General features: G+C 63.0%; 23 protein-coding genes. 10 read left to right on the top strand and 13 right to left on the bottom strand.

Annotation, left to right across the window (positions count from 1 at the left end):
• Nucleotides 1–28: 28 nt before the first annotated feature.
• From AC54AG_RS01135 to AC54AG_RS01105, 7 genes are all read right to left on the bottom strand, one after another.
• The gene (locus tag AC54AG_RS01135; protein ID WP_070303472.1) at nt 29–199 is read right to left on the bottom strand and encodes a Flp family type IVb pilin; all 171 of its coding nucleotides are present in this window, start codon (nt 197–199) and stop codon (nt 29–31) included.
• Nucleotides 200–281: 82 nt separating this feature from the next.
• Nucleotides 282–428, bottom strand: coding sequence for a hypothetical protein (locus tag AC54AG_RS01130; RefSeq protein WP_157814672.1), 147 nt, complete (start codon nt 426–428; stop codon nt 282–284).
• A gap of 242 nt (nt 429–670) precedes the next feature.
• The gene (locus tag AC54AG_RS01125; protein ID WP_254671641.1) at nt 671–1,372 is read right to left on the bottom strand and encodes a response regulator; all 702 of its coding nucleotides are present in this window, start codon (nt 1,370–1,372) and stop codon (nt 671–673) included.
• On the bottom strand, nt 1,369–3,036 hold the full coding sequence (locus AC54AG_RS01120) for a sensor histidine kinase (protein WP_139143401.1): 1,668 nt from the start codon (nt 3,034–3,036) through the stop codon (nt 1,369–1,371). The genes AC54AG_RS01125 and AC54AG_RS01120 overlap by 4 nt, the downstream gene beginning before the upstream one ends.
• A gap of 149 nt (nt 3,037–3,185) precedes the next feature.
• On the bottom strand, nt 3,186–4,145 hold the full coding sequence (locus AC54AG_RS01115; RefSeq protein ID WP_034750954.1) for a sensor domain-containing diguanylate cyclase: 960 nt from the start codon (nt 4,143–4,145) through the stop codon (nt 3,186–3,188).
• 5 nt (nt 4,146–4,150) lie between these two features.
• A complete protein-coding gene (locus AC54AG_RS01110; RefSeq protein ID WP_034750807.1) occupies nt 4,151–4,777 on the bottom strand; it encodes a chemotaxis protein CheC in 627 nt (208 codons plus the stop codon).
• Between the two features lie 2 nt (nt 4,778–4,779).
• Nucleotides 4,780–5,148, bottom strand: coding sequence for a response regulator (locus AC54AG_RS01105; protein ID WP_070303475.1), 369 nt, complete (start codon nt 5,146–5,148; stop codon nt 4,780–4,782).
• 207 nt (nt 5,149–5,355) lie between these two features.
• Here AC54AG_RS01105 and rpiA point away from each other — a divergent pair, with 207 nt between their 5' ends.
• The gene (gene rpiA / locus AC54AG_RS01100) at nt 5,356–6,033 is read left to right on the top strand and encodes a ribose-5-phosphate isomerase RpiA (protein ID WP_034750801.1); all 678 of its coding nucleotides are present in this window, start codon (nt 5,356–5,358) and stop codon (nt 6,031–6,033) included.
• 47 nt (nt 6,034–6,080) lie between these two features.
• Here rpiA and AC54AG_RS01095 read toward each other — a convergent pair whose 3' ends face one another.
• Nucleotides 6,081–6,617 (bottom strand): DUF6622 family protein, encoded by a 537-nt coding sequence (locus tag AC54AG_RS01095; protein WP_496629313.1) that lies wholly within the window; start codon nt 6,615–6,617, stop codon nt 6,081–6,083.
• 167 nt (nt 6,618–6,784) lie between these two features.
• Nucleotides 6,785–7,057, bottom strand: coding sequence for an oxidative damage protection protein (locus AC54AG_RS01090; protein ID WP_034750797.1), 273 nt, complete (start codon nt 7,055–7,057; stop codon nt 6,785–6,787).
• 219 nt (nt 7,058–7,276) lie between these two features.
• On the opposite strand from AC54AG_RS01090, the gene kdsA reads away from it, so the two are divergent.
• A complete protein-coding gene (gene kdsA, locus AC54AG_RS01085) occupies nt 7,277–8,122 on the top strand; it encodes a 3-deoxy-8-phosphooctulonate synthase (protein ID WP_034750794.1) in 846 nt (281 codons plus the stop codon).
• A gap of 43 nt (nt 8,123–8,165) precedes the next feature.
• Here the strand turns inward: kdsA and argA are convergent, their stop codons facing one another.
• Complete coding sequence (gene argA, locus AC54AG_RS01080) at nt 8,166–9,476, bottom strand: amino-acid N-acetyltransferase (protein WP_046685875.1); 1,311 nt, start codon at nt 9,474–9,476, stop codon at nt 8,166–8,168.
• 56 nt (nt 9,477–9,532) lie between these two features.
• On the opposite strand from argA, the gene hrpA reads away from it, so the two are divergent.
• Entirely contained in the window at nt 9,533–13,768 is a 4,236-nt protein-coding gene (hrpA, locus tag AC54AG_RS01075; protein ID WP_496629312.1) for an ATP-dependent RNA helicase HrpA, read from the top strand.
• Between the two features lie 181 nt (nt 13,769–13,949).
• On the opposite strand, the gene AC54AG_RS01070 is transcribed toward hrpA, so the two are convergent.
• Nucleotides 13,950–14,549, bottom strand: coding sequence for a PRC-barrel domain-containing protein (locus tag AC54AG_RS01070; RefSeq protein ID WP_496629311.1), 600 nt, complete (start codon nt 14,547–14,549; stop codon nt 13,950–13,952).
• 399 nt (nt 14,550–14,948) lie between these two features.
• Between AC54AG_RS01070 and AC54AG_RS01065 the strand changes: the two genes are divergently transcribed.
• From AC54AG_RS01065 to AC54AG_RS01055, 3 genes are all read left to right on the top strand, one after another.
• Nucleotides 14,949–16,148 carry an extracellular catalytic domain type 1 short-chain-length polyhydroxyalkanoate depolymerase gene (locus AC54AG_RS01065; RefSeq protein WP_072455295.1) on the top strand — a complete coding sequence of 400 codons (1,200 nt, stop codon included), beginning with the start codon at nt 14,949–14,951 and terminating at the stop codon, nt 16,146–16,148.
• A 307-nt stretch (nt 16,149–16,455) separates the two neighbouring features.
• Nucleotides 16,456–17,670 carry an MFS transporter gene (locus tag AC54AG_RS01060; protein WP_072455293.1) on the top strand — a complete coding sequence of 405 codons (1,215 nt, stop codon included), beginning with the start codon at nt 16,456–16,458 and terminating at the stop codon, nt 17,668–17,670.
• An 83-nt stretch (nt 17,671–17,753) separates the two neighbouring features.
• The gene (locus AC54AG_RS01055; protein ID WP_496629310.1) at nt 17,754–19,787 is read left to right on the top strand and encodes a GNAT family N-acetyltransferase; all 2,034 of its coding nucleotides are present in this window, start codon (nt 17,754–17,756) and stop codon (nt 19,785–19,787) included.
• 52 nt (nt 19,788–19,839) lie between these two features.
• Here the strand turns inward: AC54AG_RS01055 and AC54AG_RS01050 are convergent, their stop codons facing one another.
• On the bottom strand, nt 19,840–21,105 hold the full coding sequence (locus AC54AG_RS01050) for a putative Na+/H+ antiporter (protein WP_496629309.1): 1,266 nt from the start codon (nt 21,103–21,105) through the stop codon (nt 19,840–19,842).
• Nucleotides 21,106–21,311: 206 nt separating this feature from the next.
• On the opposite strand from AC54AG_RS01050, the gene imuA reads away from it, so the two are divergent.
• The 4 genes from imuA to AC54AG_RS01030 all read left to right on the top strand — a co-directional run bounded on the left by imuA (nt 21,312) and on the right by AC54AG_RS01030 (nt 25,053).
• On the top strand, nt 21,312–22,022 hold the full coding sequence (imuA, locus tag AC54AG_RS01045) for a translesion DNA synthesis-associated protein ImuA (protein WP_319991091.1): 711 nt from the start codon (nt 21,312–21,314) through the stop codon (nt 22,020–22,022).
• Entirely contained in the window at nt 21,952–23,439 is a 1,488-nt protein-coding gene (locus tag AC54AG_RS01040; RefSeq protein ID WP_496629308.1) for a Y-family DNA polymerase, read from the top strand. Before imuA ends, AC54AG_RS01040 begins: the two co-directional genes overlap by 71 nt.
• A gap of 81 nt (nt 23,440–23,520) precedes the next feature.
• Nucleotides 23,521–24,225: a glutathione S-transferase N-terminal domain-containing protein gene (locus AC54AG_RS01035; protein WP_331778389.1), complete on the top strand. Its 705-nt coding sequence runs from the start codon at nt 23,521–23,523 to the stop codon at nt 24,223–24,225.
• A 69-nt stretch (nt 24,226–24,294) separates the two neighbouring features.
• On the top strand, nt 24,295–25,053 hold the full coding sequence (locus tag AC54AG_RS01030) for an alpha/beta hydrolase family protein (RefSeq protein WP_070303486.1): 759 nt from the start codon (nt 24,295–24,297) through the stop codon (nt 25,051–25,053).
• Between the two features lie 74 nt (nt 25,054–25,127).
• Here the strand turns inward: AC54AG_RS01030 and AC54AG_RS01025 are convergent, their stop codons facing one another.
• Nucleotides 25,128–25,478 carry a hypothetical protein gene (locus AC54AG_RS01025; protein WP_496629307.1) on the bottom strand — a complete coding sequence of 117 codons (351 nt, stop codon included), beginning with the start codon at nt 25,476–25,478 and terminating at the stop codon, nt 25,128–25,130.
• Nucleotides 25,479–25,687 lie beyond the last annotated feature (209 nt).

Raw genomic sequence — 25,687 nt, 5'->3', positions numbered from 1 at the left:
GCGCAGGGCCGGTCCGGACAGCACCGCATCAGTTCGCAGCGGTGAGCTTGGTACCGATGGTGCTGAAGGTTTTTTTCAGCTGCGTGCCGACGATGGTGATGGCGGCGATGATCACGACGGCAATCAGGGCAGCGATCAGGCCGTACTCGATTGCGGTGACGCCATCTTCTTCGCGGATAAAGTTTTTGATGAGGTTCATGACAACTCCTGGTGTGGTTAAGGTACGGCGGTGGGTAAAGCGGCATGACGGTGTTGCTTCCTGCTGCTACGACCTGGCGCGCTCATGGGCTTTCGCCCAGTGCCAGCAGTCCGATGATGCATACCACCGCCATGAGGGCCGCCACCAGGGCATAGCGGTAGAACGCAGCCTTTTCCTTGCCCTGCAAATAGGTGATCAGGGCGGTCGGAAGAAACTTGTCAAGGCGCATGCTGTGCTCCGTGTCGTGGTGGGCCGTGCGGTGATTTGCACTCCGGTAAATCCACTATAGAAGTTGGCACCTTGATCTACATCAGAAGAACATCCTTTTATTGCAAGGAGGAACTGCTTGTTTTTTTCGTGACAATTGTCATGGTCGAGTCTGGCGCGCAGACGCAACGGCCGTGCCGCTGGCTGGCGAAGGGGAGGCGGGGAAGAAATACGCGGCCGTGGCCGCGCGGGGATGCAGCAGGATCAGGCGCCGGGCGGCAACTGGCCCAACTGGTGCTTGGTGGCGTAGGCGTACAGTTCCAGGCGGTTATACACGCCAAGCTTGCGGTAGATCGACGTCAGGTGATTGCGCAAGGTGTGCTCGGAGATGAACAGCTGGTCCGCCAGCAGCTTGGCCGGCGTGCCGCTGCCGTGCACCAGCGCGGCGATGATCTTTCTTTCCTTGAGGGTCAGGCTGGCGATGGCGATCGCTTGCGCCGAGCCGCCACCGGGCTGGGTCAGCTGCGTCAGCATGCGTCCCAGCATCGCGTGTTCCAGCCACAGCTCGCCCTGGTAGACCTTTTCGATGGCCTTCAAGACCATCTCCGCCGGCGCATCCTTGCTGACGATGCCGCGCGCGCCCTTGAGTACCGTCTGGTCCAGGACGGCCTGGTCGTGGCTAGCCGTCAGCACCAGCACGCGCGTGCCCCCGCTCTGCGCCAGCGCGGGCAGGATGGACAGCGAGCTGATGCCGCCCAGGTCCAGGTCCAGCACGATCACATCGGGTTGCAGCGCTTTTGCCTGCTCCAGCGCCTCGGTGCCGTCGGAGGCCGTTGCGACCACGCGCATGCCCGAGTGCTCACCGCCGATCAGCCGCTCCAGGCCCCACAGCATGGTCTTGTGATCGTCCACCAGCATGACGCTGATGACATGGCTGGCCGGTGGCATGTGGCGTAAGTCATTCATATGGGGATCTCGATCTGCACGGAGGTGTTGCCCAGCATGCCATGCGTGACGCGGGCCGTGCCGCCGAGGGCGGCGGCGCGCTCGGCCAGCGAGTCGGGCAGGAAATCGGGGACGTGCGCGGCGGCGCATTCGTTGTCGATGCTGATGTGCAGGGCGCCCTGCACGCAGGTCAGCTTGACGGCGCCGTGGCGCGCCGACGTATGCTTGCGGATATTGCTCATGCCCTCGTTGACGATCTGGAACACCTCGGCCGCCAGGCGGTCGTTGATGTGCAGGTCGCCTTCGATCTGCAGGGCGATGTCAATGCCATAGAATTCGCGGATCTGCGTGGCCTGGCGGCGCAGCGCGACCAGCAGTTCCGGCTCGCTTTGCACCTGCCCGTTCTTGAACGTGCGCGCGTAGCTGCGCAGGTCGGCGATCACCTGGCCCGACATGATGATCAGTTTTTCCAGTTCCGGCAGCAGCGGGTTGCCCGGCGTGGCTTCGTTGCGCAGGGCGGCCAGGCCGTGGCGCAAGCCGATATACGGCTGCACGGCCGTGTCGTGCAGGTCGCGCGCGATCTTTTCGCGTTCGCGCGAGGCCGCCTGCGACGCCAGCCGGTCGAGCAGGTTGATGTTTTCAATGACGGGAAACGCCTGCGCGCCGATATGGCTGAGGAACAGGGCATCCGTCTTGCTCATGCTGGTGGCGGAGACGATAAAGATGCGGCCTTTGCCATTGCGCAGGGGCAGCGGCGCGCTGATGAAGGCGTGCGCTTCGAGCAGCTCGGCCAGACGGGCGCCCGCCGCGTCGTCATGCCGCAGCCAGCGTCCGCTGTCGGGCTCGAGCATGCGCGCGCCGCCTATCCACGGCAGCCAGGGGCCGGCGGGCTGGTTGTACAGCGCGATTTTATCGTGCGGGAAAGCGAGCAGGGGACTGGCCGCGTCGTCGCTGAGGAGCGAGCTGGTATGCACGACGCCCGTTGCCGTTTGCAGCACGCTGCGCAGCGACCAGACCCGCGTGCCCTTGTCCTGCATGATCAGCAGGCAGCTGCGGCCGTTGAAATAACTGCGGGTTTTTTCCAGCACCGAGGTAATGGTCTGGTCGACGCCGAAGCGCGGATTGGACAGCTGGCTGACATCGCGCAGCAGCGCCAGGTGGCTGCGCTGCGTGATGGCCGAACCGCCCCAGTAGGCGATCATGTAGCCGAGCGCCAGCAGGAAGGTGGTGCGCAGCAGCAGGCGCGACAGTTCCGCATCCGTTTCGCCGAACAGGGCAGTCGCGGCGAACAGGCCGGCCGAAGCGAGGGTGACGCGCGCGCCTTCCTCGAAGCCACGCTGGAACGACGAGGTCAGGATGGCAAAGAAAAAAAACAGGAAGAATAAAGTGTTGTGGCTGCTGGTGGAAAACACGATCAGCGCATACCAGGCCACGTCGAGCCAGTACAGCAAGATATCCTGGGGCAGGCTGAGGCCCAGCACGGCCAGCACGTAGAGCAGCAGGCTGTGCATGGTGTAGGCGGAAAAGATCAGCCAGGTAATCTTACTCAGCTTGCCGGCGCTTTCGGGATCGATGAACAGGGTCAGCAAGGTGGCGCTCGACAGCAGCAGGCGCATGCCGTTCACCATGGTCGTATCCATGCCAGCACCCGGCAAGCCGGATTTGAGGGGAGGATCGAGTTTCACAAGCGCTCCTGGCCGTGTCCCGCATGGTGAGCCATGCGCAGGGATAGATACCACAGATAAATTCTTGTTGTTGTTGCTGCAATCACTGACGAGTCTACGCACACGCCGTAAAGATGTCTACTGGAATCCTTTGTCCGGCGTTGCTTTTTTTATAGCGGCTGCACCATCACGCGGTTGCGCCCGGCGCCCTTGGCCAGGTACAGGGCGCGGTCGGCGGCGCCGATCAGGGCGGCGATGGTCGGCTGCTGCTGCGGGTGCTGGGTGGCGATGCCGATGCTGACCGTAATGTGCTTGACCTCATTGCCCGTCTTGGCATGCGGAATACGCAGCCCGGCCGCCCGTTCGCGGATCGCCTCGGCCATGCGCAGCGCCTGCGCCGCGTCCGTGTCGGGCAGGATGGCGGCAAATTCCTCGCCGCCATAGCGCGCCAGCAAGTCGGTGGGGCGCTGCAGCATGGCGGCCAGTTCGGCCGCCACTCTTATCAGGCAGTCATCACCTTGCTGGTGACCGTAATGGTCGTTGTAATCCTTGAAATGGTCGATGTCGATCATCAGCAGCGACAGGGGGCTGCCCGTGCGCATGGCGCGCCGCATTTCCTTTTCGATCGCCACGTCGAAGTGGCGGCGGTTGGCGATGCCCGTCAAGCCGTCGGCAAAGGTTTGTGAACGCAACACCATGGTTTGTTCGCGCAGCAGCTTTTCGCGGCCCACGGCGATGGTCACATCATTGATCTGGATCAGGCAGTGGCGCGGCGAACCGGGCAAATTGATCGGCGTGACGGCAATCGCCTGCTGCATGCGCTCCCGGCCTTCGGCCGCGCCATGCGTGTACAGGGGGAATGGCGCCTTGTGCAGGGTTTGCGACAGCAGCGACTGGAAATTGTCGCGCAGGGCCTGGGTGATGGCCGAGGCTATGCGCTTGTGGCGCAGTTCAGGATAGACGGCAAAGAAATCCTGGCCCAGCACGGCGTCGGCCTGGCACGCCGAGTGGCGCGCCATCCAGTGGTTCCACAGCACGATGCGGTGCTGTTCGTCGAGCACGATGGCGCCCAGGTTGACGGCGCCGAGTATGCTCTCGAGCAGGGCGAGTCGGTGCAAGGCCTCCGGCATGATCGTCACGCCTGTCCCAGGACCTTGGCCAGATAGCGGCTGACCTGCTGCTTCAGGTCGTGCAAGGCGGACAGGTCGAGCACGAATGCCACATAACCGTGGATCTGGTGCTTGGACAGCACGAAGTCGATATGCAGCATCAGCACGACGGCGTCGTCATCGTCGCCGCCGAACGAGGACAGGATTTCTGCGCTGGTGCCCACGTGGTACAGGGGCAGCGAGCCATGCAGTTCACTGTCGAACAGGTTGGCCAAAGTTCCCACGCAGGAATTGAGGATGATGTTGCCGATTTCGCTCATCGCCTCCTGTTCCATTTCCGTCAGTTCCTGCAGCGGCATGGCATCGCCCACCATCAGGCGCACGATTTCCAGGCTCTTGTCTTCGGGGAACATCAATATGGCTTCGGTGGCGAAGGCGCCATCGTAATGCTGGCTGACGCCGCAGATGCGTTCGCCATCTTTCTTGCTGCCCAGCAAGGCAGCCGCGTCGGCACGGTTCAGGAAGGTGATCGACGGCACCGACATGGTGACTTCTTCATTGACGATTTCGCTCATCGCGGCGGCCGCATGGCCCACCCCGATGTTGAATATCTCTACGAGGGCATCGTTTTCGAGTTCGGAGAGATTGACCATGCTCACAGTCCCAGTGACGCGATCAGCTGGTGGATGCGCGTTTCCGTGATCGGTTTTTCCATGAAGCCGACGCCGAGCTCAGTGGCGCGGTTGCGGATGGCGTTTTGCACGTTGGCCGTGACGAGAATGATGTGCGTTTGCGGACACAGCGCGCGCAATTGTTCCGCCGCCGCCACGCCGCCCATGCCGGGCATGTTGACATCCAGTAATATCAGCACAGGGCTGATGGTCTTGACTTTTTCCAGGGCTTCTTCACCGGTCGCCGCCTCAATCACTTGCCAGTCGGCATGTTTGCTGAGGATGAACTGATGCGACATCAAACGTGAAACCCGGCTGTCATCGACAACAAGTACCTGTTTACTGTGATTCATGTGCTATTCCTGGAACGTCATATCGGGCAATCGTGCCATTTTCGCATATTTTAGAGTGCATAGAGAGTAATTGGCTGGGAATTGCCCTGGGGCAAAGGTTTCCAGCTTGGCTGTTGTATTCCATCGCATGGCCCGTCATCATGGCCGGCTGGCCGGGCTGGCAATCCGTTAAAATAGCGGCATTCCCCACTTTAGCCTTTTTTTGCCATGACCCAAGACGAATTGAAGCAAGCCGTAGCCCGCGCCGCCATTAACTATGTGGTGGACGGTGAAATCATCGGTGTCGGCACCGGTTCCACCGCCAACTTTTTCATCGATGAACTGGCCAAGATCAAGGACCGTATCAAGGGGACGGTCGCGTCGTCCGAAGCGACGGCCGCGCGCCTGGCAGGCCATGGCATTCCCGTCTTCGACTTGAACGACGTCGAATCGATCGCCGTCTACATCGACGGCGCCGATGAAATCACGGCCAGCGGCGCCATGATCAAGGGCGGCGGCGCGGCATTGACGCGTGAAAAGATCGTTGCCTCCGTCGCGAAACAGTTCGTCTGCATCGCCGACGGCTCCAAGCTGGTGGAAACCCTGGGCGCCTTCCCGCTGCCGGTGGAAGTGGTGCCGATGGCGCGCGCCGCCGTCTCGCGTCAGCTGGCCGCGCTGGGCGGCACGCCCCGCTTGCGCCTGAAGGCTGGCAGCGATCAAGCGTTCATTACGGATAACGGCGGCGAGATCATCGACGTGCTGGGCTTGAAAATTGCCGACCCGGTGGCGCTGGAACAGCAGATCAACCAGATCGTCGGCGTCATCGCCGTCGGCCTGTTCGCCGTGCGCGGCGCGAATGTCTGCCTGCTGGGCATGCCGGAAGGCGTGCGTACTTTGGCCTACTGATACGCAGCAGAAATCCGGGGTCAGTCACTGCGTGATCGGAATGCGCCTCACTGGGGCGCATTCCCCCGCCGGGTCTGACCCCAGCCTTCCATTTGCACCGCCCGGTACACGGCCACAGTGCGCAGCAAGCCGCCGATGAAGAGGCCGCTGAAGCAGCCATAGGCGAGGCACACAGGTGCGGTGAAGCCGGTCGCGTGGGCATAGGCTGGCGCGATGGCCAGGGTCACGGCCACCGCATATTTCATGCAGAAGATACTCATCATCAAGATCAACGGCACCCAGCTGCCGGGACGCTGCACGCTGCTCCGTTCGGGAATGGCGACGATCTTGCGCGCATCGGTCAGCGTCCACGCCAGCGCTGCACCGGCCAGGGCGCCGATTGCCCAGGCGAACGGCGCCACGCCATCGAAGCCGAAACTGCCATGCACGCCGCTCAGCGACAGCGCCAGCATCACCATGGGAATGATGCACAGCTTGCGCAAGGTCACTTCGCGCGCGCGGCTGGCCAGCACGCCCCGGTAGACGAGAAAGCCCAGGATGGCCCAGACGTAGAGGGGAGTGTGGCTGAAGATTTGCTGCAACATGGTGTCCGCCTTGGAATGAGGTTGTCGATGGACGTACTGTGCCAGCCGGCGGCATGGGCGGCGAGCGGTGTGCGACGAAACGGGGAGGCGGTGCCGTGAAACGGCGGAGGCGGGCGTGAAACGTAGGCGAAACTGCCCGTGACGTGGTCACGGGCAAGCGATAAAACTTATTCCGTTGGCGGCACGTAGCCCATGGCGGCATCGGCGCCATCGCCGAAGAAATGCTTTTCCATCTGCGTGGCCAGGTATTTGCGGGCGCGCGCGTCGGCCAGGTTCAGCCGGTTTTCATTGACCAGCATGGTCTGGTGCTTGAGCCAGGCAGCCCATGCTTCCTTCGACACGGATTCGTAAATCTTCTTGCCCAGTTCGCCCGGGTACGGCGGGAAATCCAATCCTTCGGCTTCCTTGTTGAGTTTGATGCAGTGGATCGTGCGGGCCATCTGTGCTCCTGAATCAGTGTAGAGATAAAGCGTGATTATAAGGCACTTTGCGCCTGCCCTCGCGGGGCCGTCGCGGCCTGGCGACACGCCGTTTGCCGCGCCCTTGCGCTGGATCAAATTTGATCTGCGCCGCCCCAGCTAGTAAGATGCCTTATCGCGCCAGCCGCTGGCTGCGCCTCTTCCAAGCAAGTAGTAACAATTAACCAATATGGAATCCCTATGACCTCAGTGAAAGTCCATGGCATCGACGTCAGCAATACCGGCAGCTTCGCGCTGTTTGGCGGCATCAACGTGCTCGAATCGCGCGATCTCGCCATGCGCGCCTGCGAAGAATATGTGCGCGTGACGCAAAAACTGGGCATTCCCTATGTGTTCAAGGCCAGCTTCGACAAGGCCAACCGTTCATCGATCCATTCCTACCGCGGCCCGGGCCTGGAAGAAGGCATGCGCATCTTCCAGGACGTCAAGGCGGCGTTCGGCGTGCCCGTGATTACCGACGTGCATGAACCATGGCAGGCGCAGCAGGTGGCCGAAGTGGTCGACGTGCTGCAACTGCCCGCTTTCCTCGCGCGCCAGACGGACCTCGTCGTGGCCCTGGCGAAAACAGGCAAAGTCATCAACATCAAGAAGCCGCAATTTTTGAGCCCTGGCCAGATGGCCAATATCGTCGAGAAATTCAAGGAAGCGGGCAACGATCAGCTGATCCTGTGCGACCGCGGCACCTGCCTCGGCTACGACAACCTGGTGGTCGACATGCTGGGCTTTGGCGTCATGAAGAAGACGTGCGACGACTTGCCCATCATCTTCGACGTCACGCACGCGCTGCAGCAGCGCGACCCCGGTGGCGCCGCTTCGGGCGGCCGCCGCCAGCAAGTGGCGGATCTGGCCCGCGCCGGCCTGGCCGTCGGCATCGCCGGCCTGTTCCTGGAAGCTCATCCTGACCCGGACAATGCCCGCTGCGACGGCCCCAGCGCCTTGCCGCTGGACCAGCTGGAACCATTCCTGGCGCAATTGAAGGCGCTCGACGACCTGGTCAAATCGTTTGCGCCGCTGAATATCAAGTAATGATCTCAATGTGAAAAAGCCCGGCATGCCGGGCTTTTTCTTTTTACAAGGTTTTGATGAGAACCTGCGATTTGCGCTGCCAGTTATACATGTGCTGGCGGTCCTTCGGCAAGTCGTCGACGGTGGCTGGTACGAAACCGCGCTTCTTGAACCAGTGCGAGGTGCGCGTGGTCAGCACGAACAGTTTGTTCAGGCCGGCGGCGCGCGCGCGGTTTTCCATGTGTTTCAGGATGCGTTCGCCGTCGCCCTGGGCTTGCACTTCCGGGTTGACCGTCAAGCATGCCATTTCCGCCATCTTTTGCGCGGGGAACGGGTACAGGGCGGCGCAGCCGAAGATCACGCCATCATGCTCGATGACGGAGAAATAATCGATTTCGCGTTCGATCAGCTCGCGGCCCCGTTTGACTAACGTGCCGTCCGCTTCCAGCGGTTCGATCAGTTTGATGATGCCGCCCACGTCTTCGATGGTGGCCTGGCGCAGGCTTTCCAGGTTTTCATGGCTGATCATGGTGCCCACGCCATCATGGGTAAACAATTCCAGCAGGGCCGAACCATCCATCGAGAACGGTACGATGTGCGAGCGCTCGACGCCGTTGTGGCAGGCCTTGACGCAATGTTTCAAATAAAACGCCGTGGCGTCGGGCAGGAAGCCTGCCATCAGCACGGCTTCGGCCTGGTGCGACGACAGTTCGCGGATTTCCACGCCCGTCGCATCTTCCATCATTGGCGTTTCGGTAATGAAAATCAGTTTATCCGCGTGCAGGGCGATGGCGGCGCTGCAAGCCACGTCTTCCATGGTCAGGTTGAACGCTTCACCGGTAGGCGAGAAGCCCAGCGGCGAGAGCAGCACCAGGCCGTCCGAACCGAGGATGGAATGGATGGTTTCGGCGTCGACCTTGCGCGTGATGCCCGTCAGTTCCAGGTCCACGCCATCGATCACGCCCAGCGGGCGTGCCGTGATGAAGTTGCCTGAAATGATACGGATGGCCGCATGCGACATGGGCGTGTTCGGCAAGCCCTGGCTGAACGCCGCCTCGATATCGAGGCGCAGCTCGCCGGCGGCTTCCTTCGCGCATTCCAGCGCGGCGATGTCCGTGATGCGCACGCCATTGTGGAAGCGGCCTTCGACGTTACGCAAGGCCAGCTGTTCCGCCACCTGCGGCCGCGAGCCGTAGACGACGGTGACATTGATGTCCAGCGCATGCAGCAGGGACAAATCATGGGCCAGCACCTGCAGCGCCCCGGCGCTGACGAGTTCACCGGGGAAGGCGACCACGAAGGTCTTGCCGCGAAAGGCGTGGATGTAGGGCGCGACGGAGCGCAGCCATTGGACGAATTGGGTAGGGTTTTCCATTAAGCGCATTATAATTCGCTGCGCGATGTGCGCGCTTAAAATACCTGTAAAAAACAATGTCTTCAGCCAGCAATAAGTCTTCCCCTCCTTCCAACGTTGCAAATGTGCCCGCCGGCGGGGATGTTTCCGCGCCTGCCGCCACGCCTGCGCAGGGCCGCCAGCGCCCGCCCGTGAGCCAGCAAAGGCAGCAGCCGCCGCGCGCGGAACAACAGAAACAGCAACAGCAGCAGCGTGCGCCGCGCCCGCCGCGTGAGGGGCAGCCGCCGCGCAATGACCAGGCTAGCCGCGAAGAGCGCGAAAGCCGTGACGCAGCCCGCGCCGCGCGCGAAGCGGAAAAGGCGTTCCGCAATCCGCTGCCACCGATTACGTATCCGGAAGACTTGCCCGTCTCGGGCCGGCGCGCGGAAATCGCCAAGGCCTTGCTGGAAAACCAGGTGATCATCGTCTCGGGCGAGACGGGTTCCGGCAAGACGACCCAATTGCCGAAGATTTGCCTGGAACTGGGACGCGGACAGAAGGGCATGATCGGCCACACGCAGCCGCGGCGTATCGCCGCCTCGTCGACGGCCAAGCGCATTGCGCAGGAGCTGGGCACGCCGCTGGGCGAAACCGTGGGCTTCAAGGTGCGCTTTACCGATACCCTGAGCCGTGGCGCGTCCGTCAAACTGATGACGGACGGTATCTTGCTGGCCGAGACGCAGACCGACCCGTTGTTGAAAAATTACGACACCATCATCATCGATGAAGCGCACGAACGCAGCCTGAACATCGATTTCCTGCTCGGCTACCTGAAACAGCTGCTGCCGCGCCGGCCCGATCTGAAAATCATCATCACGTCGGCCACCATCGATGCGGAACGCTTCTCGCGCCATTTCGGCACACCGGAAAAACCGGCGCCGGTGATCGAAGTGTCGGGCCGTTTGTACCAAGTGGAAGTGCGCTACCGTCCCGTGGAACGCGAGCAGGTGGCCATGCCCGGTGCCGCCAACCCTGACAAACCTGGCCAGCGCACGGCGAATGTACGTGTAGCTGCGCGCGAAAAGCGCGATTTGATGGATGCCGTCGTCGATGGCGTGGAAGAACTGTGCCGGATCGGCTCGGGGGACGTGCTGGTGTTCCTGCCGGGCGAGCGCGAAATCCGCGACTGCGCCGAAGCGCTGCGCAAGCACCATCCGCCGCACGTGGAGATTTTGCCCCTGTTCGCCCGCCTGTCGGCCGAAGAGCAGGAGCGCGTGTTTAAAACCAGCAATGCGCGCCGCATCGTGCTGGCCACCAACGTGGCGGAAACCTCGCTGACCGTGCCCGGTATCCGCTACGTGGTCGACGCGGGCCTGGCGCGGGTGAAACGCTATAGCTACCGCAACAAGGTCGAGCAGCTGCAGGTCGAGCCGATCGCCCAGTCGGCCGCCAACCAGCGTGCGGGCCGTTGCGGCCGCGTGGCCGACGGCGTCTGCATCCGCCTGTACGAAGAGCAGGATTATTTGCTGCGCCCGAAATTCACGGAGCCGGAAATCCTGCGCTCCTCGCTGGCCGCCGTCATCCTGCGCATGAAGTCATTGCACCTGACGGACGTGGAAACCTTCCCCTTCATCGAGCCGCCGCTGGCGCGCGCGATCGCCGACGGCTACCAGTTGCTGCAGGAACTGGGCGCCGTCGATGAGGTGAATAAACTCACGCCGCTGGGTAACAAGCTGGCCAAGCTGCCGCTCGATCCGCGCGTGGGCCGCATGATCCTCGCCGCGCTCGATAACGCGTGCTTGAGCGAAGTGCTGATCGTCGCTTCCGCCTTGTCCGTGCAAGACCCGCGCGACCGCCCGATGGAGCACCAGCAGGCGGCCGACGAGGCGCACAAGAAGTTTGCCGATGAAAAGTCGGAATTCTTGAGCTACCTGAAAATCTGGCGCTGGTTCGAATCGGCCATTGAGCACAAGAAAACCAACCGCCAGCTGCAAGACAATTGCCGCACGAATTTCCTGTCGCAGATGCGCCTGCGCGAATGGCGCGACGTGCATTCGCAGCTGCTGACCATCGTCAAGGAGCAGGGCTGGCGATTGAACGAAGCGCCGGCCACCTACGACAACCTGCACATGGCCTTGCTGACCGGTTTGCTGGGCAATATCGGCTTCAAGGGCGAGGACGAACCGGGTGCCGGGTATCTGGGCGCGCGCGGCATCAAGTTCCATATCTGGCCCGGTTCCTCGCTGCTGAAAAAGCCGGGCAAGTGGATCATGGCGGCCGAACTGGTCGACACGACGCGGCTCTACGCGCGCTGCGTGGCGCAAATCCAGCCCGAGTGGCTGGAAAAAGTCGGCGTGCACCTGCTGAAGAAATCGTGGGGCGAACCGCGCTGGGAAAAACGCTCGGCGCAGGTGACGGCGTCCGAACGGGCGACCCTGTACGGCCTGGTGGTGTACAGCCAGCGCCGCATCAATTACGGCAATTTCAATTTGCCGGAAGCGCGCGAAATCTTCATCCGCGACGCCTTGGTCGGCGGCGACTTCGATACGCGCGCGCCGTTCTTTGCGCACAACCACAAGCTGATCAAGGACATCGAAAACCTCGAGCACAAGTCGCGCCGCCTGGACGTGCTGGTCGACGATGAACTGATCGCCGCCTTCTACGACCAGCTGCTGCCGGCCGACGTGTGCAATGGCGCCGGTTTTGAAAAGTGGCACAAGGAAACCACGCGCGACAATCCGAAGCTGCTGTACCTGAATCGCGAAGAGCTGATGCGCCACGAGGCGGCCGGCGTGACGACGGACCTGTTCCCGAAAACCATGTCGGTGACGGGCCTGGAAATGGGCCTCACGTACCACTTCGAGCCGGGCAGCGTGCGCGATGGCGTGACCTTGAGCGTGCCCCTGTATGCCTTGAACCAGTTGCCGCGCGAGCGCTGCGAATGGCTGGTGCCGGGCATGCTGAAGGAAAAAGTGCATCTGCTGCTGAAATCCTTGCCGCAAAAACTGCGCCGCCACTGCGTGCCGCTGCCCGATTACGCGGCGAAATTCTGCGAGCGCGTGCATGCAGCGGGCGTGTTTGGCCGCGGCGACCTGATCGACGCCATCATCGCAGACATCCGTACGCAGATCACGATCAATGTGCTGACGACGGACTTCAAGCCGGAAACCCTGCCTGCCCATCACTTCATGAATTTCAAGGTGATCGACGAGCATGGCCGCCAGCTGGACATGGGCCGCAACCTGGCCACTCTGCAAGCGGAATTTGGCGGCCAGGCGCGCCAGAGTTTCCAGAAGCTGGCCGAAGTGTCGGGCGTCTCTGGCTCAGGCACACCGGGTGCCAAGGTGGCGGGTGCGCAAGTGGCGTCGCGGCTGCAGGCGCAAGCGCAGGGCGCCGCCGCCAATGCGGCAGCAGGCAAGGGTGGTACGCCGGCCAAGGGCGCGACCGTTGCCGCGCAGCCTTCCGGCAATGCCACCGTTTCGCAGCACATGGGCTTGACGGGCTGGACCTTTGGCGAATTGCCGGAGTTGCTGGAAATCGTGCAGGGCAAGCTGACCCTGATCGGCTTCCCCGCCCTGGTCGACAAGGGCACGCATTGCGACCTGGAAGTGTTTGACGACCCGACCGTGGCCGCCCGCACGCACAAGATCGGTTTGCGCCGCCTGTTCGCGCTGCAAATGAAGGAGCAGATCAAATACGTCGAGAAAAGCATCCCCGGTTTGCAGCAGATGGGCATGCAATTCATGGCCCTCGGTTCGCAGGAAGAGCTGCGCGAGCAAATCATCAACAAGGCGCTCGACATCGCCTGCCTGCAAGATCCGCTGCCGCTGGACGCCGCCTCGTTCGCCAAGCGCCAGGCGGAGGGCAAGTCGCGCCTGGTTCTGCTGGTCAATGAAATCGCCCGTCTGCTGTCGCAAGTGCTGACGGAATTCCACGGCTTGCCGAAGCGCCTGCAGAATATTCCCGCAGCGGCCGCTACCGATATCCAGTCGCAGCTGCAGGGCCTCGTGCATAAACGCTTCCTGACGGAAAACGAATACACGCAACTGGCGCATTTCCCCCGCTATCTGAAGGCGATCAACGTGCGTCTGGAAAAGCTGCGCGCCGACCCCGCGCGCGACACCAAGTTGATGGCCGAATGGCAATCGGCCGCCGCGCCGTACTTGCGCCAGGCCAAGGACCGCCAGGCCGGCAAGAACACGGACCCGAAACTGGTCGACTTCCGCTGGATGCTGGAAGAGCTGCGCGTGTCGCTGTTTGCGCAGGAGTTGCGCACGCCGATGCCGGTGTCTGCCAAACGCCTGCAGAAGGTATGGGAGTCGATGCAGCGGTGATGGCGCCTCTATAAACCTACTGCGCAGCTCACTATCGCGTCGGCGTTGCTCACCGTACTAGAGTACGGTTGCGCTACTCAACGCGATATTGAACTTGCTCGCTACGGTTTCTAGAGGCGCCTTGACGCTAACGATGGGCAGCAACATGCTCCGCTAATCCATCCTACCCGACCTACCCGGCTCAAGTGCGCTTGTTGAGATCATCATCATCATCATCGCTGAGCGTTGAGCGCGAGCCCAAGTTGCCCAGATCGCCCTGGCTGCTGCCCGTGCCGGCGCGGCTGCCGCTCATGGAGCTGCCGGTCAGGCTGCCTTCGCTGCCCGATTGCAGGCTGGCGCCGCTGCGCAGGTCGCTGCCGGATGGCATATGGCCTGCCATGCTGCCGTAGCGCGTGCCGCTGCCATAGAATGCTTCCATTTGCTGGTTCCATGCTTCGCTGCCCATGTCGGGCCAGTTGTCCTTGTCGAAGCCGGGAGCGTTTTTCAGCAAGTCTTTGTCGACGTTCAGCAGGAAGCGCTTGTTGACGGTGTCCAGGGTCAGACGTTCCCAAGGCACGGCAAACAGCTTGTCGCCCATGCCCAGGACGCCGCCGAAGGACAGCACGGCGTAGGCGATCTGGCCGGTGCGCATGTCGAGCATGATTTCCTTGATGTCGCCCAGCTCCTCGTCTTCGTGATTGTAGACATCGTCCCCGATCAGGGTATCGGCCCCCATCAGGGCCGGCCCCGGGCCGTCGTGGTTACGGTACATGCCCAGGATGTCGCGGTCCAGATAGCTCATGGTGTTCTCTCCTCGTGTGAAGTGCTGTTCGAACATCCAGATTAAGCATACGCACTATGTGGCGTTTGATCTGCCTCAATGGTGCTAAGTAACCCCCAATAAATTATTATGATTTCTGACTTCCATAACCGGCGCTCTGCGGCGTTGCCCGCTGCTAGCAGTGCTCGCACTGCGTCGCAGTGGGCGCCTTGCATAGCATCCGGTTCTGTTCGTCATAAATTCACAATAATTTCCTGAGGATTACTTAGCGGCACTTTTATCGGTGTGCAAACGTACGGTGCTGTCAGCCAATTGCGGTACTCTATGCGTTCCAAGGAGGAGGCCGCACATGCTGATGACGCAACGATGCAATGGGATGAACTTGCGGTACGCTCCACAACGACACGCACGCCGCGTGCCATGGTAAAGCCCGCCACCAAATGGCTGCGCGGGCTATTGCGCGCCGGTAAGGCGCAGCAGCGCACGGCGACCAAGCTGGCCAAGGTGCTGTTCGGGCCCGTGCCAGCCAAGCCCAGGGCCAAACCCCGCAGCAAGCCCGTGGTCAAAACCAAGGCCAAAACAATCGCCAAGCCGCGCGCCAGGCCCGCCAGCGACGCCATACCCTCGCTGGCGCCCTTTGCCACGCCCCTGTCGCCACCGCGCGTGCGCAAGCGAACGACGCCCCCGCCGGGCAAGTGGCTGGCCGCCCACTATGCGCCGCTGCCGGAACTGGGGCAGATGCCGGGCCGGCGCCTGCCGTATTTCCTTTACCTTCCCGAGAAGGCGCCGAGCGTCGCCATGCGCAGCCGGGGCCGGCCGTTGCTGGTGATGCTGCACGGCTGCGAGCAGAGCGCCACGCAGTTTGCCGATGGCACGCGCATGAACCGCCTGGCCGAGCGCAAGGGCTACGCCGTGCTGTATCCGCAGCAATCGCTGCGCTCGCATGCGCGCCGCTGCTGGAAGTGGTACGACAAGCTGACGCAGGAGGGCGGCGGCGACGTGCGCCTGATCGTGGGCGCCATCGAGCAGGTGGCGGCCCGCTATGCGATCGACCGCGCGCGCATCTATATCTGCGGCATTTCCGCCGGCGCCGGCATGGCGCATATCGTGGCCCTGAACCATCCCCATCTGTTCGCGGCGCTGGGCCTGCATTCCGGACCCGTCTTTGGCGCCGGGCATAATCTGATCGGCGCGCTGGGCGTGATGCAGCATGGCGCTGCCGCCCGCGCCGACGTGGCCATCGATGAAGTACTGGCGCGTCAGCCCGCGTTTCCTCGCCTGCCCACCATCCTGCTGCAAGGGCTGGCCGACAAGGTGGTGCGGCCCATTAACCAGACGCAGCTGGTGCGCCAGAGCGTGCGCGTCAACCGCTTGCCGTTCGATACCGTGGTGACGGCGCAGCGCCTGCCTGGCGGCGCGGCGGGCGGGCGCAATCCAGCCCATGCGTATGCGCTGCACGATTATCAGGTGGGCAAGGATGTGCTGCTGCGCGTGGCGCAGGTCGAGCACCTCGAGCATGCGTGGAGCGGCGGCGACGCCAGCCTGCCGTTCAACGACAAGGCCAAGCCCGACGCCAGCAAGATGCTGCTCGATTTCTTCGCCAGCCACCGCCGCCGCTAAACCAGCGTGCCGCGCGCCGCAACGGTGCGCTGGCACTGGTACGCATCGTTCTCCCTTTCCCCGCAGGGCCGCGGCCAGCGCGCCGGCACGCTGGCCGTGCCCTTTTCAGCCTGAATTCTAAATACCGCAGTACCATGGATTTCACTCAAGTGGTATTGCTGCGGTATTTAAAAATCACAAAAACAGGCGTTAAAAATACTAACTGGTATACAATTGGTACACGTTTCAGTGTGAAACCGTGTCCGCCGTCCCATGCCCCGACGGCTGATACGCACTGACGGCAGCCACCCACGTTACGGAACGCGCCATGTCCATCAAGTCGAAGCAGTTGCTGTGGTTTTTTGCGTTTTTTCTCGTCTTTGAGCTCAACATCTATCTGTCGAACGACATGATCATGCCGGCGATGCTGGGCATCGTCGAGGAGTTCCAGGCGGAAAAAAAGTTCGTCCCCCTGTCACTGAGCCTGTATCTGCTGGGCGGCAGCTCGCTGCAGATTTTCCTCGGGCCCCTGGCTGACTGCATCGGCAAGCGCAAGCTGGTGTTGACCGGCAATACCTTGTTCTTGCTGGCTACCTTGGCCGTGCCATTGACCGCCTCGATCGAGCAATTTCTCGCCGTGCGTTTCATCCAGGGCATGGGCTGCTGCTTCATCTTCGTCGGCTATGCCATGATCCATGAGCTGTTCGATGACATGGCGGCCGTCAAGCTGAGCAGCATTTTGTCGAGCACCACCATCCTCGCACCCCTGGCCGGCCCCATCCTCGGCAGCGCCATCATCAGCCGGCTGGACTGGCGCTACGTCTTTTTCCTGTCGGCTCTGCTGGCGCTGCTGTCCTTGCTGGGCCTGTTCAAGACCATGCCGCGCGCGGTCCCCAAGGTCACGCGCCCGGACCTGGCCGCCATCATGCGCAGCTACGCGGCCATTTTCAGCAATGGCCGCTTCATGTTCGGCATGTTCACGGCCGGGCTGGCCACCGTGCCTCTGACGGCCTGGATCGGCTTTTCACCCATCTTCGTGCTGCAGGAAATGGGCGCGTCCTACGCCACGTATATCGCCCTGCAATGCGTGATCTTGTCGGGTTTTGTCCTCAGCAGCATCGCCATCCAGCGCCTGCGCCAGGATTTCCCCCTCGTCTCCCTGCTGCGCCTGGGCGGGCTGATCGCGGCCGCCGGCATGCTGGGTGCCGGCGCGGGCCGCCATCACGTCGACGTGTTTGCCGCCTGCATGTTTGTCTATTCCATCGGTTTCGGCCTGTTCAACGGCGCGCTGATACGCAGCGCGATCACGGCCAGCAAGGAGGCGATGACCTTGACGACGGCCGCCATGAGCTTGCTGTACTGCATTTATCTGTCCGCCTGGCTGCAGCTGTACAACGTGCTGTGCCAGCGCTTCGGCTATGCGCTGGAAACGTATGCGTTGCTCAATATTCCCGTCATCGTGGCCATCACGGCCTGCCTGCTGCTGTTTACGCGGGGCATGGCGGGGCGCCGGGAAAGCGGGGTGCGGCTGGCCCGGCACTGATGGCGCAACGATGCGCCTGTTCTCGACCTTGCTTTACCTCCTGCGAAGTTTATTGACACTCTCCTGCGGAAAATGGTGCGCCCATGAAAATAGATGACCTGGCCTCGAAACACGATCAAGCAAAGATTTTCAACCTCGAATACGAGTTCCGCATCAACCGGCTGAAACTCGATTACATCACCCTGGCCGATGTCCGGCCGGCCGGCAGCGACCTGGAGCAACTGGCCGTCGAGCACCAGGCGGGCATCGCGGCCCTGCGCAGCTTTGTCGCCCTGAACTTCAATCATTTCAACGCGGCAAGCTGCTCCTCGCTCAGCTGCATCCCCACGCGCGCGCTCGGCGACGACGAGCGCTACTTGCACCGCATCTGGATGGGCGGACCCTTGCCTGCCATCGCCGCCGAAGCGATCGGGCAGTGGGGCGCGGCGCTGGAAGAGGTGCGGCGCAACGGCGGCGCGCCGTACGTCTCCATCCTGTGGGTATGGGATGCGCAGCAGCTGCGCAATGACGAGCGCTTCAGCCCCACGGGCGGCGCCGGGCGCTACACGATAGGCCGCTACGCGATCGGCGGCACGACCCTGCATATCAACTCGCTGCGCGCGCTGGCGCTCGATTTCGCGCCGGCCCGCTTCGACACCCTCGATACCCTGCATACGCAGCGCTACTTCGCCACCTTGTCCGATTACTTCCGCATCCTCATCATGTGCGAATACGGCGGCCTGTATATGGATGTCGATACGATCCCGCATAATCCGGCGACGATTTTCCTGATGAAGCCGGAAGTGCCCGATTATTTCCAGCGCAAGGAGGATGGCAGCGAAGAGCGCCGGCATGTCAGCTGGATGAATCTGTTTCTCGATGAAACGGGCATGCTGATCGCCAAGAAGAACGATGCCGCGCTGCGCGTGATCCAGCGCAATGTGAATCTCGCCTATGCGGGCATCGACGCGCAGATTCCACGTTCCTGCCCGCAATTCGAGGCGCAGCTGTTTGGCCAGTTCTATGCGGAATGGAAGAAGAACCTGGGCGTGACCGTGCTCAGCCATGCCGAGTTCTACCAGCGCTATTGCGTGCTGTATGACGGTGCGCGGGAGGCGGTGGCGGGCGGCATCCGCGGTATGCGCTTGCTGGACGATATCATTACCGACATGCACATTCCCTTGAGCGACGAGGAACGGCGCGCGTATGCGCGTTGCGTGGCGCGGCTCGACGAGATCGGCTGGCAGCTTGACGATCCTTTGATCCTGCCCGACATCGTCGATGTGTTCGATATCGAGGAAGTGCCGCGTATGGCCTATGCGGCCCAGTTGCGGGCCGACATCGACCATTTTCACTATTACTCGGTGCTGTCGGACGACCCGCAGCTCGACCGCGTGAATACTGTCTTTTGCCGCTACCTGCTGGCCCACCGTTCGCAGCATATTGCCGCCGGTGCTTTCTGGCGCCCGACCGTTGGCCGCCACGGCAGCCGCATGCCGGCCGTCAGCGATGTGGCCCCGCCAGGTGACGAGGCGCAGGCGGACCTGCTGTCGCATGCGCCGCTCACGCTGGTGCCGGGCGAACTGCTGGACGACGAGACGAAGAACCGCATGGCGAAGCTGCTGTTTGCCACCAGCTACCTCGAATACTGCTCGTTCGGTAATAAATTGAATCTGCAATTCGTCGAATTGCAGCGGCGGCAAAACATCGACCCGTATCTGGCGCACATCCACGGCCTGCATGACGAGGACGGGCGTTTCATCGGCTTTTTCACGGCCGCGACGATGGACGAGTTCCAGGCCTGCGGCGCCGTTTCCTATTACCGTGACGACATGAAGGCGCTCGACGATGCGTATGACGCCTTCGTGCTCGCGCATGCGCATGCCGACGACTGTTTCGTCAGCAGCCTGGCCATCGACGAGAAATACCGGGGCCAGGGTTTATTCAGGCAAATGTTCCATGAAATCCGCGACCTGGCCAGCCGCAAGGGCTGCGCGCGCATCACTCTGACGGTGTGGGAAAAGAGCGAAGCGCTGCAAGTGTATCTGCACAAGGGCTTTCGCAGCGTGGGCACGTTCGACTATGCCTACAGCCTGTTCTATGACCGGCTGCATTTCCTCGTGTATGAGGGTAACTGAGGCGGGAAACTGAGGGAAGCGGGGGCGGCCGGCAGCCGCCCCGTGAGTAGCGTTACAAAGCGAGGAAGGCCAAGGCCGCCACAGTCGTCGGCAGCAGGGCGCCGGCCAGCAGGCCGACGGCACCGATCGATTCATCCTTGAAGCCGCGGCGCAGCAGGGCCACGCCGGCCGGGTTCGGCGCATTGGCGATGACGGTCAGGCCGCCACCGGCCACGGCGCCGGCCATCAGCATGTATTTCGCTTCGTCCGTCATGCCGACGATCAGCGAACCGAGGTAAGTGAGGGCCGCATTGTCGGTAATGGCCGTCAAGCCCAGGGCGCCGAAGAACAGGGCCAGCGGCTTCAGGCTCGAGACGATGGGTTGCAGCCACCATTGCTGCATGCCGCCCAGTACCACCAGGCCGCCGAGGAAGAAGCCGACCAGCAAGCCTTCCTTGAGGATCAGCGGGCTTTGATAGCGCTCGTACGCCTGCACGAAGCCGAGGAAGAACAGGAACAGGCCGATGAACAGCACGGGATGGTGCGCCAGGGTCACCACGCCGGCCAGCACGATCATGTGCACGAGGCTGACGGCCAGCGGCACTTTTGGCGCTTCCACCTCGCCGGCCTTCGGCTTGATGTCGGAAGTGTTGCTGTGCAGGTATTTGCGCAGCAGAATGCTCACGCCCGTGGCGTTGACGAGCACGGCGATGGCGGCCTTCCAGCCGAAATGGCTGGCCATGTAGGCGCTATCCCAGTTCCACGTGGTGGCCACCATCAGCACGGGCGGCGCCGCGTACGAGGTCAGGGTACCACCGATGGAAACGTTGACGAAGAGCACGCCCAGCGCGCCGTATTTCAGCCATTCAGGGATGCCCGGGCGGAAGATTTGCGGCGCCAGCATCAGCGCGGCCAGGGTCATGGCGGCCGGTTCCGTGATCAATGAGCCCGTCAGGGGCACGAGCGCCAGGCCCAGCCAGACGAGGCCCAGTTCCGTGCGCAGCGGCATCACGCGCGCCACGCTTTTCAACAGGCGCTGCACGGCGTCGAGCACAGGGCGCGAGGCGGCCACGACCATGACGACAAAGACGAACAGGGGCTCCGTGTAATGGCGCGACTCGGCATACTCGATGGCCGCATCGCTGCCCGAGACAAAGGCCATGATGAGGATCAGGATAAAGGCCCAGAAGCCGAACACGACTTCCACTTCGCCCAGCAAGTGCAGCAGGCCCGCATGGCGGGGATGGCGCCGCGACAAGGTTTCAAACGACTTGGCGGCAAAGGTGTGGATGAGCGCAAGGCTGAAGACGATGGCGCTGATGATTTGGATGGTGGTCAAATGCGTTTCCTTATGGACGGAGGAAGCCGGCTGGTACGTTGCCAACCGGTAAGGAGAGTGCTTATGGTACAGCAATCGATGCCGAAAACGGGGTTTTTCGGACATGGCGGAGCGGCCCCGGCGGTAGCGGCAGTCAGATAAACCTTGCCAAAAGTGGAGCTGGATAGTACTGTATATGCATACAGTATTAATCTATCTATCCAATGATGCAACATTCTCAATTGATGGCCTCGCCGGAAGCCTTGCACCCGTCCTTGTGGCGTGCATCGCAGCTGGGGCAGGGCGCCACGCGCTGCCTGGACACGGGCTTTGCCGCCCTGTCCGCGCAGCTGCCCGGCGGCGGCTGGCCCAGCGGCAGCCTGATCGATCTGCTGGTGCAGCAGCCGGGCAGCGGCGAATTGCGGCTGCTGGCCCCCGCGCTGGCGCAACTGCCGGGCTTGCCCATCGTGCTGCTGCAGCCGCCCCATCCGCCGCAGGCACTGGCCCTGGCCGCGCAGGGACTGGCGCCGTCGCAACTGCTGTGGCTCAAAAGCGCCGGCAGCAAGGATGCCTTGTGGGCGGCGGAAAACATCTTGCGCAGCGGTACCTGCGGCGCCTTGCTGTTCTGGCAGCCGCACGTGCGCGCCGACAGCCTGCGCCGCCTGCACCTGGCCGCGCAAAGCGGCAACACCCTGTTCTGCATGCTGCGCCCGCTGCACGGCGCGCAGGATGCGTCGCCGGCGCCGCTGCGCCTGTCCGTGCGCCCGGCTGCCGGCGGCATCGAGATCGGCTTCATCAAGCGCCGGGGACCGCAGCGCGACGCGCCCCTGTTCCTGCCCCTGCAACCTCCTTCATTATTGCGACGCCATGCGACTCTGGATCGGCCTGTGCCTGCCCCGGCTCCCGCTCGAAGTGTTTTGCCCGCGCTGGTCGGCTGACAGCCTGGGCGTAGTGCTGGAGCAGGAGCAAGTGATGGCCGTGTCGCCGCTGGCGCGGGCGGCCGGCATCAAGCCGGGCATGCGCCGCGCCGGTGCGCTGATGCTGGCGCCGCAGGCGCGCCTGCACGAGCGCTCGCCTGAACTGGAAGCGCAAGCCCTGCAAGCGGTGGCGCTGGCGCTGCTGCAATATTCGCCGCTGGTGGCGCAAGGCGAGGAAGCGACCCTGCTTGTCGATGCGGGCGCCAGCCTGCGCCTGTTCGGCGGCGTGCGTGCCCTGTGCCGGCACATCGCGGCCAGCTTGCGCGCGCTCGGCTACACGGCCCAGCTGTCGTGCGCCCCGACGGCACGTGGCGCCTGGCTGCTGGCGCGCGCCACTACGCGCCGGCGCCGCGTGCTGGGCATGGAGAGCCTCACCCGCCGCCTCGACGGCCTGCCGTGCGCCTTGCTGCCGCCCGCGCGCCCCTACCTCGACTGGTTCGAGGGCATCGGCTGCCGCACCCTGGGGCAGCTGCGCCACTTGCCGCGGCCCGGCTTGCAGCGCCGTTGCGGCGGGGCCTTGCTCGATATGCTCGACGATGCGCATGGCCACAGCACGGAATTGTTCGTGTGGCTCGAAGCGCCGCCCACGTTCCGCGCCAGCCTGGAATTGTTCGACCGCGTGGAGCATGCCGACGCGCTGCTGTTCGGCGCGCGCCGCCTGCTGCAGCAAATGACGGGCTGGCTGTGCGCGCGGCAATTTGCCGTCGAGCGCATCCAGCTGCTGCTGGCGCACGAGCGGGGCAGGGTGGCGCGTCCGCCCACCGTCATCGACCTGGCGCTGGGCGAGGCCGTGTGGCGCGACGAGCACCTGGTGCGCCTGCTCCAGGAGCGCCTGGCGCAGCTGGTGCTGGAGGCGCCCGTGATCGGCCTCACCCTGGAAGCGCTGCAGGTGCAGCCGATGGCGCCGCCCAGCGACAGCCTGTTTCCCGAGCCGGGCGGCACGCCGCAGGAACGCCAGCGCCTGCTGGAATTGCTGGTGGCGCGCCTGGGCACGGACAATGTCTTGCAGGCCGCGCCGCGCGCCGATTACCGCCCCGAAGCGGCCAACCAGTGGCTGCCGCTGCCGGCCAAGGCCGGCGCAAAAAACGCGCTGCCGGACTTGCCGCCAGGCTTGCCCGGCATGCCCCGTCCCGGCTGGCTGCTGGCCCAGCCTATCGCCCTGCTGATGCGCGAGCACCGGCCGTTTTATGGCTCGCCCTTGAAAATGGTGTCCGTTGCCGAACGCATAGAGGCGGGCTGGTGGGGCCAGTCGCAGGCGCGCGATTACTTCATCGCCGAAGGCCTCGACCACGCCCATTACTGGGTCTACCGCGAACGCATCGCCGGCAGCGGAGAAGACGCCGCGCCGCGCTGGTTTTTGCATGGCTTGTTTGGCTGAATGGGCTGTCCTGCTGAAACTGCCATGCTTGGCTATACTGGCTTCCCGGCGCCGCATCTTTCATTGAAACAAAGGATATCCATGACACAGCTTTCCGACTTCCCCATCACCCAAAAATGGCCCGCCCGCCATCCCGAGCGCTTGCAGCTGTACTCGCTGCCGACGCCGAACGGCATCAAGGTTTCGATTTTGCTGGAAGAGCTGGGCCTGGCGTACGAGCCGCACCTGGTCAGCTTCGAGACAAACGACCAGACATCGCCCGCCTTCCTGTCGCTTAATCCCAACAACAAGATTCCCGCCATCCTCGATCCGAACGGCCCCGATGACAAGCCGCTGGCCCTGTTCGAGTCGGGCGCCATCCTGCTGTACCTGGCCGAAAAGACGGGCAAGTTCATCCCCCAGGACGCGGGCCTGCGCTATGAAACGATACAGTGGCTGATGTTCCAGATGGGCGGTATCGGCCCCATGTTCGGCCAGGTGGGCTTCTTCCACAAATTCGCCGGCAAGGATTACGAGGACAAGCGTCCGCTCGAACGCTACCTCGGCGAAGCCAAGCGTTTGCTGGGCGTGCTCGAGCAGCGCCTGCAGGGCCGCGACTGGATCATGGGCAGCCAATACACGATTGCCGACATCGCCATCTTCCCGTGGGTGCGCTGCCTGGTGGGTTTTTACGGTGCGGGCGATCTCGTCGGTTTTAACAACTTCCCGAATGTGCAGCGCGTGCTGGATGCTTTCCTGGCCCGGCCTGCCGTTATCAAGGGGCTCGACATACCATCGCGTGGCTAAAACAGCCGTGGCCGGACAGCGCTACAATGCGCCATCGGCCGCGCTGCGCGGCAGCTTTGATCTGAGACAATGAAATCCACCCGGCAAGACTTTCCCGGCGCGCACGGCCATGTGCTGGCGGCGCGCCTCGATGCGCCCGACGGCGCCATCCGCGCCTACGCGCTGTTCGCCCACTGCTTTACTTGCGGCAAGGACGTGCTGGCCGCGCGGCGCATCGCGCAAGGCTTGACGGAACACGGCATCGCCGTGTTGCGCTTCGACTTCACGGGACTGGGTGCCAGCGAAGGCGAGTTCGCCGCCACGAATTTCTCGTCGAACGTGGACGACCTGGTCGCCGCCGCCGACTTTTTGCGGGCCAGACACGCCGCGCCGCAATTGCTGATCGGCCACAGCCTGGGCGGCGCCGCCGTGCTGGCCGCCGCGTCGCAAGTGCCGGAAGCGACCGCCATCGCCACCCTGGCCGCGCCGAGCACGCCCGCCTACGTGACGCGCATGTTCAGCGACCACCTGGAAAAAATCGCCGCCGAAGGCGAAGCGCTGGTGCAGCTGGAAGGGCGGCCCTTCCGCATCCGCCAGCAATTCGTCGACGACGCTGGCAGCCACAGCTTAAAAGAGCACATCGCCGGCCTGCGCCGCGCCCTGCTGGTGATGCACGCGCCGAACGACACGACGGTCAGCCTGTCGAATGCGATGGATATCTTTACGGCGGCCAAGCACCCGAAAAGCTTCGTTTCGCTCGACGATGCCGACCATCTGTTGACGGGGCGCGATGACGCGGCCTATGTCGCCAACGTGATCGCCGCGTGGAGTGCGCGCTATATCAGCTAAGTAACTAAGCTGCCGCCCATGAAAAACGCCGCGGCAGCAGAAGCTGGCGCGGCGCAGATGGGGGAGAAAACGGATCAGTCTTCGTCAAACTCGGCCGAAAGATCCTTCCAGCCCTTGCTCACGGCAAAGGCCGAGAATTCCTCGGGCGCTTCCAGAACGATCAGTTTCTTGTCTTGCAAGCCCAGGTCGCCATGGCCGAAGTCGGGGCCCACGTAGCCGAGGCTGCGCAGGCGGGACAGGATGTGGCCGACCAGGGTCTTGTCCTTGTAGGCGCCCGCTTCGAGCGGGGCGGCGAAATCGACGTAGACGTCGATGATGCCGTAGCCTTCGTCGAAGATGCGGATGGCCTTGATGTCGTGGGCACGGCCGGAGCCGTCGGTGGCCTTGAAGGGGCCGCTGAGCTGGATGTCGGTGTCATTGTTCATGCCGCCAGCATACACCAAAAGCCGGCCCCGCATGGGGGGCGCCATGCAAATCCTGCTGGATGGGCCATGTAAAAATTTCTTACAAATTGAGCGGTGTCTGGGGCGCTTTTCGCCAATTTCAAGGCCTTGAAAGGGGCTGGAGAGGCCGTATATCGGTAACAGGCGGATGCTCATCGTGAGGTCCGCCCCTCTTATCGCTTCATTTGAAA

This window comes from Janthinobacterium sp. BCJ23 (genome assembly GCF_059617945.1).
This window is presented reverse-complemented; position numbering and strand designations above follow the sequence as displayed.